We start from the raw sequence: 17,636 nt of genomic DNA, 5'->3' as shown, positions 1-17,636 counted from the left end.
TAAGCTTGTGGAGGACCTTAAAAAAGCCTTATAAGATAAATTAATCCTTCAGGAGCCTTAAAGCATTTAATCCGACAAGGACTGTGCCACCTTCATGACAGACAACAGCTAGCCAAAGAGGAATAATTCCGCCCAAAGCAAGCAAGCTTGCTACAATAATCGCAAGGAGAGCAAGAGAGAGGTTTTGGATCACAATTTTTTTTGTCTTTTTAGCTTTAGCAAAAAGCCAGCCAAGCATGTCGAGATTATCATGCAGTAAAACAATATCGGCCGCTTGAATTGCGGCATTAGAACCCACTTTTCCCATTCCGATGCCGACATTTGCACGAGTTAAAGCGGGAGCATCGTTAACCCCATCGCCGATCATAGCGATTTTCATCTCTGCATTTTTTTCTGAAATTAACTGAAGCTTGTCTTCCGGCTTTAAGCCGGCAAAAACATGAGTGATACCAACCGCATTCGCTACTTTTTCGGCACTTTTTTTATGGTCGCCTGTCAACATAAAAAGTTCTAAGTGGAACTTATTCTTTAGTTCGTTTAATAAATCCGCCATGCCGGGCCTAATCTCATCTTCAAAGTAAAATAGGATGGCTTCATCTTCAATTTTTAAAGCCGCTAGAATAAGCCCTTCCTCTTCTAAGTCTTTAGAGGCTTTTTCTAAAGCGGCTTTTTGAGAGTCTTCAAGGAAGGTTCTTATAAAAGAAATGCTTCCAATCGCAACGTTTAGAACTTTTCCCTCTTTTTTGGCCGTAGCTGTAAGTCCACTGCCGGCTATGGCATGAAAGTTTTCTATGGGGTAGGGAAGGACATGATGGTCGTCCGCATATTGAACGATTGATCTAGCAATCGGGTGAAGCGCTTTTTGCTCAAGGGACCTTGCAATAGAAAGAATAAACTCTTCAGAAAATTTTGAAGGCTCATCCAATGTTTTGTATCCCTTCATCTTTAACTTGCCATGGGTTAATGTGCCCGTTTTATCGAAAGCCACTCCTTTGCATTCTGCGAGATCATCTAACTTGACACCTCCTTTAAGCAGAACCCCTTTTTTTGCAGAAGCGCTGATAGCGCTTAAATAAGCTGTTGGCAAGGCGATAATAAGAGCGCAAGGGGAAGCTGCTATAAGAAAGGCTAAAGACCTATAGAGGGAACCTTCATTTCCAAGGAAAGGGAGGTTAAAAATGAAGGGAAAGCTTAAAGAAAATAGGACAAACAAGCTTATGACTGAAATCGCATAGCCTTTGCTTAATCTATCAAACCAACGTTCCAATTTTGGCTTTGCTTCTTCAGCTTCTGTTACAAGCCTTATGATACGGGCAAGTGTAGATTCATTGCTTGTTCTTAAAACTTCAATCACAAGTGCGCCCTCTAAATTTTGAGCGCCGGCCGGTACTTCATCTCCAACTCTGCAAGCCTGGGGTTCGCTCTCTCCTGTCAAATGAGCGAGATCAAGAGTTGAAAAGCCTTCTTTAATTTTACCGTCGAGAGGGATGACTTGTCCGGATTTAATGCTGATAAGGGTGCCGCTTTCAATGTCTTTAACAGCTCTTTCGCTTGTTCTTCCATCTTCTAAAAGCACCATGGCTGAACTTGGAGCTAATTTTTTTATGGCTCCAATGGCAGATTTCGCTTTTTCGGTTACCGTTTCTTCCATGGCTCCTGAAAGAGCAAATAAAACAAGCAATAAACCGCCTTCCAAAGCCCCGCCAAGAAAAATAGACGCAAAGGCTGCAAAAGTCATCAAAACATCGATGTTGATATCAAATTGGCCAAGATCTTCGAGCGATTCTATAAGCGAGGGGATGCCGACAAAAAAGTAAACCGCAATAAGAAATACATTGGAAAGAGATTCCGTCTCTTTATAAAAACTCAAAATGAAAGCTATAAATAAGAAAAAAGCGCTAAGAACGGCTGATTTTAAAGATAGGTTTTTTCCCCATTTTCTAGATTCAGGAGTTAAAAAGGGGCTTGAGTCTTCACTTAAACCTAATTCAAAAAAGTCTTCAAATAAAATAGGGTGCTTTAAATGGGGTTTAGCGTCTCCACCGCTTGCTTCAGCTGTAGTCATGAGATAAGCCTTATTCAAAATGTTTGAAAAAATTGAGCTAAAAAGTACGAGGATCCCATGACTAAAATACCAAGCCCGATATTCCAAACAATGGCCGGAAGGGTTTCATTTTTCTCAAAGTAGGCGGCAAGAGCCCCCGATGCTCCTATAATAAAAAGAGCTGCAATTGAGCTTCCGTGAGATGGAAAAAAGTAAAAAGCAAGCAGGATCATAATTCCCGCTAAAAAAGAGCCTAAGGCAGCTCCCATAGCTTGCTTTAAGGGGTGTTCTTGTTTTTCAAGAGTTAAGCCGAGCTCTTCTTCAACCATTACCTTTAAAAGCCTATCTCCATCTGCCATAAGAACCTCGACGACCTCATCTAAGAGGGAGCCTTGAAAGCCTTTGGCTTCGTAAAGTGCCTTTAGTTCTATTTTTTCCTGGGTGCGATGATGCTCGATTTCCCACTTTTCCTGAGCAATAATTCGATGCAGCCTTTCAAGCCGAGACCAGCCTAAAAGCGCGCTTCTAAAGGTTTTCCAAATTATTAGCGCAATTGCAAAGATAAGAAAAAAGCGGAATGTGAAAGAAAAGGAGTCGATAAAAAAGGGGGAAAGAACCCCTAGCACTCCTAGAATAATTGCGCACTCCTTAGCGGAATCGGCAAAAGCGAATAAGTTTCCAGGAATTTCTCTTCCATGAACTTCTGCCGCATCAACAATTCCTTGTGCTTGTTTTTCAACGACATGATGAATGGCTTCTTTATTATCAAAATGGGATCCGCTCATGGATAATTTTCCCTTTCCAAGGGTTAGTCATCTAATTTAAAGATATTATAAAAACCATATCATTTTTAATAAAATTTATCACTTTATAATTCATTCATCAATCGTATTTTAAAGAAAAAATTGATATAATATATAATGTGTAGGAGATGAATTTTTCCCTAAATTCCTTTTCTCCCTCGTTAACTTTCATCTCAAGAGCTAAATTTTGAAGAAAACACCGCCATTTTAACAAAGTGAGAATACTATGAGCCAACAAGGCATTACAGGTGGCACAGGTGGAAACACATTTAATATCTATGAACTAGGTTCACTTGAAGGCGTTTATACAGTTGATGGGCAGGTCTATTCAGGGGATACCAAACTCGACTCATTATCAAAAAGCGAACAAGAAAAAATTCTTGTCAATCTTCTTGCCGGAAGTCCCATGTTATTCGGCCCTAACTTCTCAAATCAGATAGGACAGCAAACAATTGAAGAGCAAAATGTCGCCCTTCAAATTAAAATTGAAAATGCGAAAAATGACGTTATCTCGCAAATGCTTGACGCTTGGAGTGATAATATTCAAGAACAGATAAAAGCGGATAAAGAATATCGGGAAAAACAACAAATTATCAATGATCAAAAAGCTTACCAGGAACAGCAAAGAGATAATGTTCAAAGTTATATCACCTGGCTTGATACAAGATCGATTGAACTTCAAGCCACACCAAGGGATGCCGGTACCTATCAAGAGTATTTAAGAAGCTTGACCGTACCGCAAAGAATTGAAGAAGTTCAAAACACATCGAAGCTGATTGTGGATAACTATTTCCACAGGGCAGGAGCTTCAAATATTGAAGACACAGCCCTTGCAAGGAATGTCTTGAGCGCAGCTTTAATGCAAGCTCTTGTCATCATGCCGCTTGCCCAGCAAATTGTTTTACAGCCTATTGAAGCAAATCAGCTTAGCAATCAAGTGGGCGTGAATCCGATCTCTGATCAAAATTTGAGTCAATTGCCCCCTATTCTTCAAGCGCAAATGCTTCCTGTCATTAATTTCTTTGTGCTGGATATGATTAAGGATGTGTCCATCATGCTTTACCTAAAACAAAAAGACAACGGAGCAAAACCTCCCACCATAGATTTCGCGAATGAATTCGCAGCCCAAGTTTTAGCAAAAATCGGCAACAGCGAAGCTCTAGCTCATTTAATTCAAACACGTATTCCGGGAGCTCAAAACTTTACCGCCGAACAACTGGCCGATGCTGTTGTTTACGCGAAATTGTTTGCCCTTGCAAATGCTATTGCCCTTTTCATTCATGTTGAAGGGGGAACTTTGCAAGAAAGTGAATTGAGGGATTTATTAAATGGAGTCGGCGTACCTGACGATAAAAGAAAAGAGTTGCTTCAGGCTATGAGAAGCGTTCTGGATACTTTACCGCCGGACAAACGAGTTGATTTTTCTGAAACTCTTCTAAAGTATGTAGCAAGCATGCCCGATCCGGGTGATTTGACCAGCATGTGGCAAGCTCTATCCGGCGCTATGGAAGAAATATCCTCAGGGGTAAGGGCCGTTAATCAACCGCTTCAATAACTTAAGGGATAGGCAAACTCTTGAAGTTTTCGCCTATCTCTTTTTCTTTTAGACTTTATGTTTACTGAATATTAGTGCCGAGCTGCTAAAAATGATTTTTGGATATTGGAGCGCGCGAATTTTTCTCTCATTCTCTGTTTTGCCAAGATAGTCCGGTAAAATTTCCATATCTAAACGCTCTTTTCGAGCTTCGGAAATTTCCTGCAATAAAGCTGCACTAAATTGATAACATCTATTTAAAATTCCGACGAAAGAGAGGCGCTTTAATTTTTGTTGCTTTGCAATAATTGTAAGATAAGTTTCAAATTTAGCTACTTCATTTTTTGACGTGGCATTGGTGGGTGCGCAAAAATCCATGAGAATCTGGGTTAGGCTTTTGCAATTGAGAGCCACCTCAAGAATAGAATCCAGATTCACTCTAGAAAGGTGTCTTATATCAAGCGAGATTAGATCATGCAAGGTCTCGGCAATTTTAAAAAGAGAAACAGAAGTAATATTTGTCTGCCAATTAAGATTCAATTCTACAATCGACGGGTTGGTTTCAAGAATGGAGATAAGGTCCTGATCATTAAGTTTATAGCTTCCCGGTGCTTCTAAAGAGAGCTTTTGTAACTTCCTTAAGTGGTTCTTAATGGCTCCGATCGATTCAGTACCCATTGAGATGCATTTAGCAAGGGTGAGATCTTTAAGATTTTTAAATAAAGCGAGCGCTTCTTTCATTTCGTGATCTTTTAAATTAGACCCTTCGAAATTAGCTGAAAAAATACTTTCACCCGAAGCTTGCCCTATTTGCATAAGAGATGAATGTGAAAGATATTTAAGTCCTTTTAAGTGAAAGGATACTTCTGGAAAATGGGATTTATCAAAGCCTAAATAGGCTTTCCTTAGTAATTCTAGGGTAGATTCTTCTTGAGAGCAAAACTCAATTGAAAATTCTCTAAAATTAAAGAGTTGAGTTTTTAAATCATTCCAAATTGAATGGATAAAACCGGCATCGAACTTAAGTTTTAAGTGAACCGCTTTTGGAAAAAATTCGGCTATTTTTTTAAATTCTAGCTCTTTCAATGAGTTGAAAGCAGTGATATCGATTTCTCCAATTTCTTGAAAAATAATCTTATTTTCAGAAAGAAATTGAAGAAGCGATGTAGGCTCGCCATTTTTAAATGCGACTCCTATCAGGTTACGGCAAAAGTAAAGAGTAAAGAAGTTTTGAGAAGCATTAATTTTTTCAATGCAAAGCTTTTGAAGCTTTTGTTTCGAGCCAATGCGAAAAAGAAAGCTTAGAAGCTGAGCCATTTCTTGGAAGTTTTTTGAAGCAAGCTCAGTTTTGCCATGAAGGGCAAGGTCATAAAAGGATTTAAAATCTTTGTAATCGACCTCATAGGGAGATTCATCCTTGTAAAAAAGGTTGCATAATACGCAATCAAAAAAATGGCTCGTTGCCCTTAAAACTAGGGTGTGGCAGAGTTGGTTTGTTTTTTTGTTATCTTCTTCCACCACTTTCAAATGAATCAATAGAGGGTTTGTCTCATCGGACAAGAAAGTTTCAGAAAGAAACGAAATTTTTTTAACCACCTGGAGGGGGGCTAAGAAAAAACGATTTTCTCTTTGAAGAAGTTGATTGAGAAGATAAATACCCTTTTCAAAAAGGGGCCTTCTGTCTTCTTCTTTTTCTTGTGTTGCAGCATAAACAAAACAGCTTTTAATTAGTTTAAGGCCTTTTTTTAAGGAAAGCTCCGCTTTCTCATCAAGTTCCCCAAGCAATTGCTTTAAATGAATGCCCCAAAGGTTTTTAATTTTAAAAATTAGTGATTTCGGCTGATTAAAGTTGCCTGCTAATCGTTTCAAAGCAGGGCTTATAGAGATCTGTTTGAAGAGCTTCTCAAGATATTCGACTCGTTTAATTTTTTCTTCCCGGCTAAGGAGCGCTGATTGTTTGATAACAGTCTGGATCTCTTTAAGAAAAGGAATCGCGATTTTTTCTTTCTCCTCGTCAGAAACTTTATTAAATTCAGGACTTTGAAAAATTGAACTAATTCGGGAAAGAGATTGATGGGCAGAAGAAACAGAATATGTAGACATAATCAAAATTTAATTTATTTATTAAGTAAATACATTAAATTTAATATCGTTTAGAGTCAATAATTAAATTATTTATTAATAAGAAAACTTAATAAAGTTTATTTAGAAGAAACAATTGGTAATTGTTTGCTAAAAAAGGCTTTCATAAAAGAAATTAAAGTAAGCTGGTCTTTCATGCAGCCAAGCTCTCTTATGCTATGCATAGAAAGCATTGGACATCCGATATCCAAGGTTGCAATTCCGGATTTTGCAGCAAATATAGAACCCACGGTGCCACCACAGGGCATATCATTTCGCATAACAAAATCCTGGAAGGGAAGATGTTCATTTTTTAAGAGGGTTTTTGCAATAGCTGATGTAAAAGCATTGGTAGCGTATTTTTTTTGGGAATTATTTTTTAATACAATGCCTTCACCTAAGCGAACAGGATGCTGGAGCTCGCATCTTTCAGGAAAAGCCGGGTGTGTAGCATGAGCTTGGTCTACCGAAAGTGCGTAAGAATTTCTATAAATTTGCAAAAGGTTTGATTTTGTAAGTCCGAGGGATTCTGCAATTCTCTCAAGGGTGTCTTGAAAGAAGGTGGATTCGGCACCTTCTGATGAAAGTGAACCTACTTCTTCATGATTCCAAAAAAAGAAGGCCTTTAAAACCCCATTACCATCTTGGGATTCTTTTCGAAAACTTTCAAGAATGGCTTGGACGCTCCCCAGGTTGTCAAACCTTGGCGCGGATATAAATTCTTTATTGATGCCGGCAAGACGGGGGCGTTCAAGGGGAACAAGAAAAAGATCGAAGCTTAAAATAGGGGCTTTAACTTTAGACTCTATCATTTTCATGAAAGAGCTTTCATGACTCTCATGTAAAAGGGAAGCTACTGCCAAAAGATGGTTTTGCGGATTTAAGGTCAGCCCTTTTTCTTTACTTTCCCGATCAAGATGGATGGCAAGTTGCGGGATGACAAGAGGGTACTCTTCTAAATGCAATAGGTGGGATTCAATGCGGCCGCCCTTAGCTTCAACAAAGACCCTTCCGGCGAGGCAGAGGTCCCGGTTAAGCCAAGAGGTCAAAAGAGGAGAGCCGTAAACTTCAGAAGAAAGTAAATAAAGTCCGCCTGATTGAATTTCAGGATGAGGCTTTAATTTAAGGCCCGGGCTGTCGGTATGGGCAAGAGCTATTTTCAAACTTTTGATCTCGCCTTTTGGCAAAATGAAACCTGCAAGAGAAGATCCATCCCTTGCAATAAAAAATTTCTTTTCTTTCCTTATTCCTTGCCAGCTTTCCTCTTCTTTGAGCTCTTTAAAACCCTCTTTTTTGAGAAGGTTTGAAGAGAGAGAAACCGTATGCCATGGGGTAGGGCATTTAGAAATAAAATCTAAAAGATCATTTTCATTAGCGCTTGGATTGCTTTTCATTGTCCACCTTAGGCATTACTGATTTGTTTTTAAGGCTACGGCTCGATTTTTTCAAGGCCGCCTAGATATTTTCTCAAAACTTCAGGGATGGTAATAGAGCCGTCTTCATTTTGGTTATTCTCTAAAAGAGCCACCATAAGACGGCTTGTAGCAAGCCCTGAGCCATTTAAAGTATGGACAAGTTCCGGCTTTTCATTCCCTTTTCTGAAACGTGTTTGAGATCTTCTTGCTTGATAGTCTGTGCAGTTTGAAACCGAGGAGACTTCATAATAGCGGTCTTGGCCGGGAAGAAAAACTTCCACATCAACAGTTCTTGCTGCGGCAAAAGACATATCTCCTGTTACAAGAAGCGTGTTTCTATAGTGGATGCCAAGGCCTTGAAGGATTTTTTCTGCGCTTGCTAGCATCTCATCAAAACAAGCGTTGCTATCTTCAGGTTTTGTAAAACAGAACATTTCAACTTTATTGAACTGGTGCATCCTGATAAGCCCGCGCTCTTGTTTTCCGGCAGCTCCTGCTTCTCTTCTAAAACAAGGGGTATAGGCTGTATATCGAAGAGGAAGCTCTTCGCTTGGGATGATTTCATCTGCATGAAGACCATTTAAAGCCACTTCAGCAGTCGGTATCAGGTAGAGTTTAAAATCTTCATCATGGAGTTTAAATTGCTGATTTTCAAATTTGGGAAGCTGGCCCGATCCAAAGACAGTTTCTTCTTTTACAAGTAAGGGTGGCATCCATAAAGTAAAACCATTTTTTACATGAGTTTCAATCATGTAATTGATAAGCGCCCATTCAAGTCTTGCGCCCAAGTTTTTATAGGCCGGCCAACCCGCTCCTGATATTTTAGCGCTTCGTTGGAAATCAAAAAGCCCAAGCTTTTCGTTTAGTTCAAGGTGATTTTTAAAGGGAAAAGAGAAGGCTCTTTTTTGTCCCCATTCTTTAATCACAACGTTGTCTTTTGGATCCTCAGAAATTTTGATGTCATCCATAGGAAGATTGGGAAGCCTTGAAAGCTGATCCATAAATTCTTTTTCAAGAATGGCGAGTTCCTGGTCTAACTTATGGGCTTCCTCTGAGATGGAGGAAACTTTGTCCATAAGTTCTTTGACCTCTTGTCCTTGTCTTTTAAGCTCGCCAATTTTCTTTGAAAACTCATTTCGGTGTGCTTTTAGCTCTTCAGCTTTTGTTTTCTTTTCTCTAAGAAGTTGATCTAACTTAAGTAAGGGTTCAAGGGAAATTGACGGGTCTTTTGTCTGTAATTTCCGCTCGATTTCACTTGGATTGCTGCGAATTAATTTGATGTCTAGCATGGAAAGCGTCCGTTAAAGGTAAAAAACTTAAAATTTTTGAAATCGAATTATAACGCGGGCTACCCTTCTTCTGCAAGCTGTTTAAAAGCTGCCCATAAAGCTCTAAATAAAGCTGGATTCATAAACAGTAATTAAAAAGTTTAATTAACAAAAAAGTCGTGATTTGACTTTAAAGCCTTAGGATATAGGAAGTTACTTCGTTTTTAGCAAAGGAGGTTTAAGAAATTGAATAAAGCTTCTTAAATTTAAGAGTTCTCGTGATTTTAATTTTTGAAAAAAATATCATAGAGATCCTTAATTTATTTTTTCCGGAGAACCATCCTTTGCGCTTAAAAAAAATAAAAATACACGGGTTTAAATCTTTTGCTGATAAAGTATCTCTCGATTTTCATGAGGGCATTACGGGAATTGTAGGTCCGAATGGATGTGGAAAATCTAATATTTTGGACGCGTTTAGATGGGTTTTAGGGGAAACCTCTGCAAGGTCGCTCCGAGGCAAAAAAATGGAAGATGTCATTTTTGCCGGGACCGACACTCGAAAGCCATTAAACTTTGCCGAGGTCACCCTTTCTTTTAAAGATGCGGATCAGCTTCTTAAAACCGAATACAATGAAATCGAAATAGCAAGACGCTGCCATAGAAACGGTGAAACCGAATACTTTATCAATAAGCAGCAAGTGCGCATGAAAGATGTTGTAAACCTATTTTTGGATACAGGCATTGGAAAAAGCGCATTTTCCATTTTTGAACAAGGGAAGATCGATCAGGTTATTCAGTACACCCCAAATGAAAGAAGGGCTATTTTTGAAGAGGCTGCCGGAATTTTAAGGTTTTTGGAGCGAAAAAAAGAAGCCTTAAGGAAACTTGAGGGCCTAGATCAAAATTTATTAAGAGCTAACGATATTCATAGGGAAATTGAAAAACAGATCGATCACTTGGGTAAACAGGTGGCCATCGCGGTTTCTTATCAGGAAAAAAAGAAAAAGCTTCAGCAATCTGAAATCGATCTCCTTCTATTTAAAAGAAAGCGTTCCAAAGATAAGCTTGAAAAACTTTTAAGTGAAGAAAATAAACTTAAAAAAACTTATGAAGAGGGAGAACTTGCTAAAGCAAAACTTGACGAGGCTCTTTTTTCAGAAAAAGAGCTATTGGAAACCCTTTTAAAGCAGTTTCAAAAATCAAATGAAAAAGTCTACCAAGTCAGAAGCGAAAAAGAAATAAGATGCCGCGAGCAAAAATCCAATGAAGAGAGATTAAAAGAGACAAAATCCAAAATCTCCATCTGGAAGCAAAAACTTGAAACGATGCAATTAGAGCAGCTTGAGCTTAAAGCGCAAGAAGGGCAGCTAAAGAAAAAAATAACCCTTTCTCAAGCCCATGTCGAAGAGAAAACAGCTTTGCTAAACAAAGAGAGAAACCGCTTTAAAGAATCCGAGGAAAAATTAGAAGTCCTAAGGGAAAAGCTGCATATTTCAACTCATGAAAATTTAAAAGAGCTGGAGAGAGAAAAAAGCATTGAATCTGATTTAAGAAGCTTGCAGGTTAAAGAAGAAGGTTTAAGCGAGAGGCTTAAGGAAATAGACAATCGTGAAAAAGAGCTTCAAAATAATCTTCTAACTTATGAAGAGAAGAAATGCACCTATCAAAAATCAGTAAAAAATCTCGTCGAAGAAATAGACATAAAAAAAGAATTTTTTCTTGATCTTGAGGAAAAACACAAAGAAATCGCTGAAGAACTATTAAAGATAGATGACGAAGAGCGAAAATGCGACAAAATGCTTTTTGAAATCGAAGCTCGTATTTCATCTCTTCTTAAACTAAAAGCGGAATTAGTCGGGTTTTCATCGGCTAGCAAAAAATTAATGGAAGAGTCGAAGAACCCCAAAAGTCCTTTCTACAATAAAATTTCCCCTCTTTTTGAAAGATTTAAATTAAAAAAAGAAAAACTAGAGAGCCTTCATCATTTTTTAAAGCCGTATCAATCCGTTTTAGTGGTAGAAAAAAGCCATTTAGAACATGTTTTAAAATGGATTGAAAAGGAAAATCTTGCCGAATTTTCTTTTCTTGTTTTTGATGAAGAATCGAAAAAAACAAATCCTTCTCAAAAAATAACAGCAGCAAATCGCGTTCTTTATGAGGATGAGGGAGATTATTTCGAAAAGCTATTTCTTCAAAATGTATTTGCCTTTGACAGCCTTGAAGAGGGGCTTCGGTTTATTGAAAATAACCCCGGCTCTGAAGCCCTTATCAATAATGAAATCGGAATCGACCAAAAGAAGGTAGTTTTCATTGGAAAAGCCACGGAAGGGAACCCCATTTTAAGGGAGGCTGAAATCAAGGAGCTTGAGGATAAGCAAGCGCAAGTATCCTTAAAGAAAAAAGAGCTTGCCTCCACTTTAAAGATGCTTGAAGAGAAGAAATATGAGACGCATGAAAAAAGACTTGAGCTTGATAAGACCATAAGAAAAGCTGAAATGCGTCTTGTTGAAGAAAACTTTTTTTTACAAAATACTCTTAGCGATCTTACTAACAACCAGAAAGAATTGAAGCTTCTCTTAGAGGAATCCGCATTAAGTAAAGCCGCTCTAAAGCAGCATCATGAAAGAATCCTGCTACTTAAAAAAGATCATGAAGCCGCTTCTTTAAAACGAATGGATTTAGAAAAAAGAGCGCAAGAGTGCCATGAAGAGCTTCAGGAAAATGAGCAGAAAGCAAAACTTATCCGCCAAGAAGTTGTTGAAATGACAGCTCTTTTAGATGAGAGTGTCGACTATCTAAAAAAAGCTCTCCATGAAGTTGAGCTTATTAAAGCTAAAGAAAACGCTTCTGAAAAAGAAAAGAAAATCCTTCTTGATGAAATGAGCGCAAGTGAAGAGTGGTTAGAGCGCTTTAGCCATAAATCGGAAGATTTTGAGCAAAGCTTAAAATCGGTTGAAGATAGTTTAATGCAGGCCTTGGATGAATGCCATAAATTAGGGGAGGTTTGCGAAGAGAAAAAGCGCGAGATTAAAGAGAAGGAAGAGAATTTAAAACAAACTCTTGAAAAATCCAAATCCATTGAACAGGAAGCAAGCAGAATAGCTATTCAAAAAGCTGAAGTTGAAACGGATGTTAGGTCTTGTGAGAATGAACTAAGCACTCGCTTCCAAATGGAGAAAGATCAAATAGATGAAGCCCCAATTTCCCTGTCAGGCTCTCTTGATAGTATAGAAAGGTCTCTTAGAGAGTTAAGAAAGGAACTTGAAGTAGAGTCGCAAGGCGTCAATATGAGCTCCATTGAAGAGTTTGAAAAGCAAAAAGAAAGAGGTCAGTTTTTCGGAAATCAGATTGAAGATTTAACGGTTTCCAAAAATGAGCTTCTCGCCATTATTTCCGAGCTTGATTCTAAAAGCCGCTCAATTTTTAAGGAAACCTTTGATAAGATAAGAGAGAATTTTAGAAAGAACTTTCAAATTCTTTTTGTTGGGGGGGAAGCGGATCTTGAGCTCATTGAATCTGAAGATATCCTTCAAGCCGGTATTGAAATTATCGCGAAGCCGCCTGGCAAAAAAATGCGTTCCATCAACCTTTTATCCGGCGGTGAAAAGTGTTTAACAGCTATGGCTCTTCTATTTTCTTTATTTGAAGTGAAGCCATCGCCTTTTTGCATTTTAGATGAGATTGATGCGCCTTTAGATGATACCAACGTTGAGCGATTTTTAAACGTCGTTTTACAATTTACCGACAGAAGCCAGTTTATTATTATTACGCATAACAAGCGAACCATGGCGATTTGCAATAGAATCTTTGGGGTATCGATGGAAGAGAAGGGCGTCTCCAAGCTTCTTTCTATCGAGTTTTCTAAAGAAAGAATGACAGGGCACTTAGTTGGAACCTAAGGCAAAGAAATTAGCGTGTCCGGCTTTAAAAAATCACTTTCAAGATGATTTAATTTTTTGATTTCATTGATATCCACCCCAAAGCGACGGCTTATCTTCCAAAGAGAATCCCCTTCCTGAACAAGGTAAGCTTTTCTTGATTTGGGAGCTTCTTTTTCCTTAGCTTTTAGAAGACTAAGAGAGGCGGATTTAGGTTTAGCCCTTTCGTTTGAGGGTTCAATAGGCGCTTTAGAGAAGAGCTTTTTCTTTAATTCGCTTTCTTTAGAAGAAAGAGTGCTTTTTGAGAAATCAATTTCCTTATTTTTCAAAAGATGGGGGACAAACCTGGCCAAGACTTCTTTCTTTTTTAAAACGGTTGGAATGGTTTCATAAGAAAATTGATAAAGCCGCCTTGCCGCTTCCATCCAAATATCATCGCTTCTTGGGCTGACAAGCATACTTAAAGCGTATTTTGCAGAAATAGCAGAGCGTTTATCTAAGATTTTAAGAATCGTTAATGCGTCCTTATCGCTAATTTTTTTTACCGCTTGCTCCATGTCTATTTTTAAAAATACTTCTGCTGCGGTTACCGACTGATTATGGATGTAATCAAGCAAAAACCTCCTGCGAAGTTCAATTAAAGTGAAATCCGCTTTATTGATCATATCAATTTTTGAAAGAAAATCTAACCATTTACCGGAGGTTATGATGTCGATTAATTCAGTAAGCTTGACTTTATCGGCGACCTCTTGAAAAAGCCTTTCCATGGTTTTAAATTCGGTAGTGAGCTGAAAGGCATAGAGCAGAGACGGGTCTTGAATTTTTTCTTCTTTCAATTTTTGAAATAGCCCAAGTGAGGTAAAAGGCCATTTTTCAATTTCAGCAAAAGTCAAGGCTTTTTCGAAATGGGCCTCTTCAATGTCGGGATAAAGGAGGATCTCATTTTTCTTTAAGGATTTATCATAAAAGATTACTTTTCTTCTTTGCTTTGGGAAAGAAAGGCTTGAAAAGGCTTTCTCTATATTAAAAAAATGAAATTTCACAAGACAAGCCAGTGCAAAATCTCTTTCCCTATAGCCATCTTGAATAAGTGTAATATCTTTTAAGGCTAAAACCAAGTCCTCGAAATTTTTCTCTTTGAGAGAGGCAAGCTTTTGTCCAAGGCTATTTTCTTCAGGAAGGATCTTATTGGTTAGAAGCCTTGTTGTGATATGAAAAGGTTTTAGAGCATTCGCATTTTCTTGCTTGTAAGCAAAAAAAAGACTGACCATCCCTAAAACAATATTTAAAAAGCAGCTTATGAGAAGAGCTTTCCTCAATCTTTTAATTTTTTGCAGAAGCTCTTTTTTCATTAAATCTAGCTTCCTTTAAAAAATGTCTTCATTAGCATTTGTTTTTGCCTTTTGGGAGCTTGACGTTTTCAGCCGCTTTTCAAGCTTTAGAAGCTCTTGATTTAAGCTTTCCGGAAACCTTGGGTCGAATAAGGTAAAGTACTGTTTTAATTCTTCTACTTCTTCAAGCCAATCCGCTTTATTTATTTTAAAGAGCTCATCGGCTTCCTTTTTAAGGTTTAAGCCTGAAGTATCCAAAGTGCGCTTTTTCGGTAAATAGCCGGCAGCTGTTTTTGCAGTTATAGGTGCGCCATCGCAACATTCAAAAATCCACTTTAACACTCTTGAGTTTTCACCATAACCCGGCCATAATAGGGAACCCTCTTTTCCTTTTCTAAACCAATTCACAAGAAAGATTTGGGGAAGCTTATCTTTATCATGCTTATTGCCAATATCCAGCCAATGTTGGAAATAATCTCCCATATTATAACCGGTAAAGGGGAGCATAGCAAAGGGGTCATGTCTTAGTTTTCCAATAGTTCCTTCTTGAGCGGCTGTCATCTCAGAGGATAAGCTTGCTCCAAAAAAGACACCGTGCTCCCATGAGAGGGCTTTCATAACAAGCGGAATGGTGCTTGATCTTCTGCCTCCAAAAATAATGGCTGAGATGGGCACCCCTTGAGGGCTTTCCCAGTTAGGGTCAATGACCGGACATTCAGAGGCGGATGTCGTAAATCTTGAATTAGGGTGTGCTGCCGGTCCTTCGCTTTTTGGAGTCCAATCTCGTCCTTCCCAATCAATAAGATGACTCGGCGGCTTCTCTGTCATTCCTTCCCACCAGACATCCCCCTTGTCTGTAAGGGCGACATTTGTGAAAATCGTATTTTTAGCAATCGTTTTCATGGCATTGGGATTTGATTTTTCAGACGTTCCGGGAGCGACGCCAAAAAATCCGGCTTCCGGATTGATGGCATAAAGCCTCCCGTCTTTCCCAAAGCGCATCCAGGCGATATCATCGCCTACTGTCTCTACTTTCCAACCCGGAAGGGTAGGGGTCATCATCGCTAAATTCGTTTTACCGCAAGCGCTTGGAAAAGCTGCTGCCATATACTTTTTTTTGCCTTCAGGGTTTGTGATCCCCAAAATAAGCATGTGCTCAGCAAGCCAACCCTCTTCTTTTGCCATGACAGAAGCAATTCTTAAAGCAAAGCATTTCTTTCCAAGAAGCGCATTGCCCCCATAGCCGCTGCCAAAAGAAGCAATTTCCTTAGTTTTAGGAAAATGGCAAATATAGCGTTCATTTGTATTGCAAGGCCAAGGCACGTCTTTCATTCCCTTTTTCAAAGGCATTCCGACAGAGTGGAGGCATGGGACAAAAGAGCCGTTTGGGCCCAAAAGCTGAATTATTTTTTTTCCCATTCGCGTCATGATGCGCATACTCGCAACAACATAAGGGGAATCGGTGATTTGAACGCCTATTTGAGATAAGGGAGATCCAAGAGGTCCCATACTAAAAGGAATGACATACATGGTTCTTCCTTCCATACACCCTTGGAATAAAGAATCCAATTTTGTTTTCATTTCAGCGGGATCAGCCCAATGGTTTGTCGGACCGGCATCTTCTTTTTTTTCCGAACAAATAAAGGTTCTCTCTTCAACCCGCGCGACATCTTCTGGCGTTGATCTGGCAAGATAACTTTTCGGCCTTGCCGTCTCATTTAATTTGGTAAGGGTTCCCGACTTTAGCATTTTAGAAACAAGTTCTTGAGCTTCTTCCTTCGAGCCATCGCAAAACCATACGTTGTCCGGTTTGCAAAGGTCGCGGCATTTTCTAATCCAATTGATTAAAGCGCGGTTTTCGGTCCAATTTTCGAATGTCGTCTTGGTCATGAATCGCTTTTTTCCTTAAAATTCAATTTTTAAAGAAGAGGGTTTAGAATATCTTCCTGCGACGGAATTTATCGATATAATCCAAAGCTTTTCCGGTGCCGAGACAGACAGCTAGAAGGGGGTTGCTAGCTATTGTGACAGGAAGTCCTGTTTCTTTAATAAGTGCTTTATCAAGCCCTTTAATTAAAGCGCCGCCGCCGCAAACTACCATTCCTCGCTCGACAAGGTCTGCTGCAAGTTCAGGAGGGCATTTTTCAAGAGTAAGCTTGATAGCTTCAATAATTTGTTGAATCGGTTCTGCAAGGCATTCTCTAATTTCGACAGAATTGATTCGCTTGGTGACAGGCAAGCCGGCCACTTGATCGCGCCCTCTTACTTCCATTTCAAGCTCATTGCTGCCGAGGGGGTAGGCTGAGCCTATCGTCATTTTGATTTCTTCAGCCGTTCTCGGGCCGATCATTAAGTTGTAGGTTCGGCGCATGTAGTTCATGATGCAATCATCAAACTCATCGCCTGCTATTCTTAAGGATCTTGATTCGACAATGCCGCCTAAGCATATGATGGCAATTTCGGTTGTTCCGCCGCCGATGTCGATGATAAAATTGGCGGCCGGCTCATGAACGGGGAGATCAACACCAATGGCTGCTGCCATTGGCTCTTCAATAAGGATCACTTCTTGAGCGCCGGCATGGAGCGCTGAATCTTCAACCGCTCTTTTTTCAACGCCTGTGATCCCAGAAGGAACAGCAATTAAAATTTTGGGTCTGAAAAGGCTTCTTGAGGGGGTCACCCTTTTTATTAGAGCTTTTAGCATGCCTTCCGCAATTTCAAAATCGGCAATAACCCCATCTTTCATGGGGCGGACGGCGTGGATTTTTTGAGGGGTTCTACCAAGCATAGCTTTTGCTTTATGGCCAACGGCTAACACTTCGTTTGTTTGAGAATCGACCGCCACAACAGACGGTTCTGCAAGGACAATGCCTTTCCCTCTAACAAAAACAAGCGTGTTGGCTGTCCCAAGATCGATGCCGATGTCGTTTGAGAAAACGCCTCGAAAACGGGTCAGTTTGCCAAAGGCTCCCCTGGCCATGGTATTTAGATTTGAGCTGATGCTGGCTGGAGCGCCGCCTTTGTTTTCCATACTTTCCCTCTTTAATATAAATCAGATAGCAAAAAGCGTTTCATGGTTAACGATTCTCTTGAAATGCCTTATGATGTCAGAGTAGAGACTTTTCTTCCAGGGAAGGATTGTATCAAAAAAACAACACTAGCCATTTATTGCAGTTAGCCTATTTAAAGCTAATAACTTAGGTTGAAAATTAAATGAGTTATTTGCTCAGTTTGATTTTTGT

General features: G+C 39.3%; 10 protein-coding genes. 2 read left to right on the top strand and 8 right to left on the bottom strand.

The window, feature by feature from the left end:
• Positions 1-40: 40 nt before the first annotated feature.
• Together CSEC_RS09700 and CSEC_RS09695 are read right to left on the bottom strand one after the other, a co-directional pair.
• Positions 41-2,065, bottom strand: coding sequence for a heavy metal translocating P-type ATPase (locus tag CSEC_RS09700; RefSeq protein WP_041018267.1), 2,025 nt, complete (start codon positions 2,063-2,065; stop codon positions 41-43).
• Between the two features lie 14 nt (positions 2,066-2,079).
• Positions 2,080-2,829, bottom strand: a complete 750-nt coding sequence (locus CSEC_RS09695; protein WP_041018266.1) for a VIT1/CCC1 transporter family protein — start codon at positions 2,827-2,829, stop codon at positions 2,080-2,082.
• A 244-nt stretch (positions 2,830-3,073) separates the two neighbouring features.
• Here CSEC_RS09695 and CSEC_RS09690 point away from each other — a divergent pair, with 244 nt between their 5' ends.
• Positions 3,074-4,402 (top strand): hypothetical protein, encoded by a 1,329-nt coding sequence (locus CSEC_RS09690; protein ID WP_041018265.1) that lies wholly within the window; start codon positions 3,074-3,076, stop codon positions 4,400-4,402.
• Between the two features lie 48 nt (positions 4,403-4,450).
• Here CSEC_RS09690 and CSEC_RS09685 read toward each other — a convergent pair whose 3' ends face one another.
• The 3 genes from CSEC_RS09685 to serS all read right to left on the bottom strand — a co-directional run bounded on the left by CSEC_RS09685 (position 4,451) and on the right by serS (position 9,206).
• The gene (locus tag CSEC_RS09685) at positions 4,451-6,484 is read right to left on the bottom strand and encodes a hypothetical protein (protein WP_041018264.1); all 2,034 of its coding nucleotides are present in this window, start codon (positions 6,482-6,484) and stop codon (positions 4,451-4,453) included.
• 98 nt (positions 6,485-6,582) lie between these two features.
• Positions 6,583-7,896: a M18 family aminopeptidase gene (locus CSEC_RS09680; RefSeq protein WP_041018263.1), complete on the bottom strand. Its 1,314-nt coding sequence runs from the start codon at positions 7,894-7,896 to the stop codon at positions 6,583-6,585.
• Positions 7,897-7,931: 35 nt separating this feature from the next.
• Positions 7,932-9,206, bottom strand: a complete 1,275-nt coding sequence (gene serS, locus CSEC_RS09675) for a serine--tRNA ligase (RefSeq protein ID WP_041018262.1) — start codon at positions 9,204-9,206, stop codon at positions 7,932-7,934.
• Between the two features lie 257 nt (positions 9,207-9,463).
• On the opposite strand from serS, the gene smc reads away from it, so the two are divergent.
• Positions 9,464-13,084, top strand: coding sequence for a chromosome segregation protein SMC (gene smc, locus CSEC_RS09670; RefSeq protein WP_053331980.1), 3,621 nt, complete (start codon positions 9,464-9,466; stop codon positions 13,082-13,084).
• Here the strand turns inward: smc and CSEC_RS13485 are convergent.
• The 3 genes from CSEC_RS13485 to CSEC_RS09655 are packed head-to-tail and all read right to left on the bottom strand — an operon-like array spanning position 13,081 to position 17,374.
• The gene (locus tag CSEC_RS13485; protein ID WP_041018261.1) at positions 13,081-14,415 is read right to left on the bottom strand and encodes a LysM peptidoglycan-binding domain-containing protein; all 1,335 of its coding nucleotides are present in this window, start codon (positions 14,413-14,415) and stop codon (positions 13,081-13,083) included. The two genes, smc and CSEC_RS13485, sit on opposite strands and share 4 nt — an antisense overlap.
• A 15-nt stretch (positions 14,416-14,430) precedes the next feature.
• Positions 14,431-16,284, bottom strand: a complete 1,854-nt coding sequence (locus CSEC_RS09660; RefSeq protein ID WP_053331979.1) for a phosphoenolpyruvate carboxykinase (GTP) — start codon at positions 16,282-16,284, stop codon at positions 14,431-14,433.
• A gap of 43 nt (positions 16,285-16,327) precedes the next feature.
• A complete protein-coding gene (locus CSEC_RS09655; RefSeq protein WP_161780987.1) occupies positions 16,328-17,374 on the bottom strand; it encodes a rod shape-determining protein in 1,047 nt (348 codons plus the stop codon).
• Positions 17,375-17,636: the final 262 nt, after the last annotated feature.

It is taken from the genome of Criblamydia sequanensis CRIB-18 (genome assembly GCF_000750955.1).
Lineage (GTDB): Bacteria > Chlamydiota > Chlamydiia > Chlamydiales > Criblamydiaceae > Criblamydia > Criblamydia sequanensis.
This window is presented reverse-complemented; position numbering and strand designations above follow the sequence as displayed.

What these genes read in the sequence shown, in the direction of transcription:
- CSEC_RS09700 (WP_041018267.1), bottom strand. Translation starts at nt 2,065, where the DNA reads ATGACTACAGCTGAAGCAAGCGGTGGAGACGCTAAACCCCATTTAAAG.
- CSEC_RS09695 (WP_041018266.1), bottom strand. Translation starts at nt 2,829, where the DNA reads ATGAGCGGATCCCATTTTGATAATAAAGAAGCCATTCATCATGTCGTT.
- CSEC_RS09690 (WP_041018265.1), top strand. Translation starts at nt 3,074, where the DNA reads ATGAGCCAACAAGGCATTACAGGTGGCACAGGTGGAAACACATTTAAT.
- CSEC_RS09685 (WP_041018264.1), bottom strand. Translation starts at nt 6,484, where the DNA reads ATGTCTACATATTCTGTTTCTTCTGCCCATCAATCTCTTTCCCGAATT.
- CSEC_RS09680 (WP_041018263.1), bottom strand. Translation starts at nt 7,896, where the DNA reads ATGAAAAGCAATCCAAGCGCTAATGAAAATGATCTTTTAGATTTTATT.
- serS (WP_041018262.1), bottom strand. Translation starts at nt 9,206, where the DNA reads ATGCTAGACATCAAATTAATTCGCAGCAATCCAAGTGAAATCGAGCGG.
- CSEC_RS13485 (WP_041018261.1), bottom strand. Translation starts at nt 14,415, where the DNA reads ATGAAAAAAGAGCTTCTGCAAAAAATTAAAAGATTGAGGAAAGCTCTT.
- CSEC_RS09660 (WP_053331979.1), bottom strand. Translation starts at nt 16,284, where the DNA reads ATGACCAAGACGACATTCGAAAATTGGACCGAAAACCGCGCTTTAATC.
- CSEC_RS09655 (WP_161780987.1), bottom strand. Translation starts at nt 17,374, where the DNA reads ATGGCCAGGGGAGCCTTTGGCAAACTGACCCGTTTTCGAGGCGTTTTC.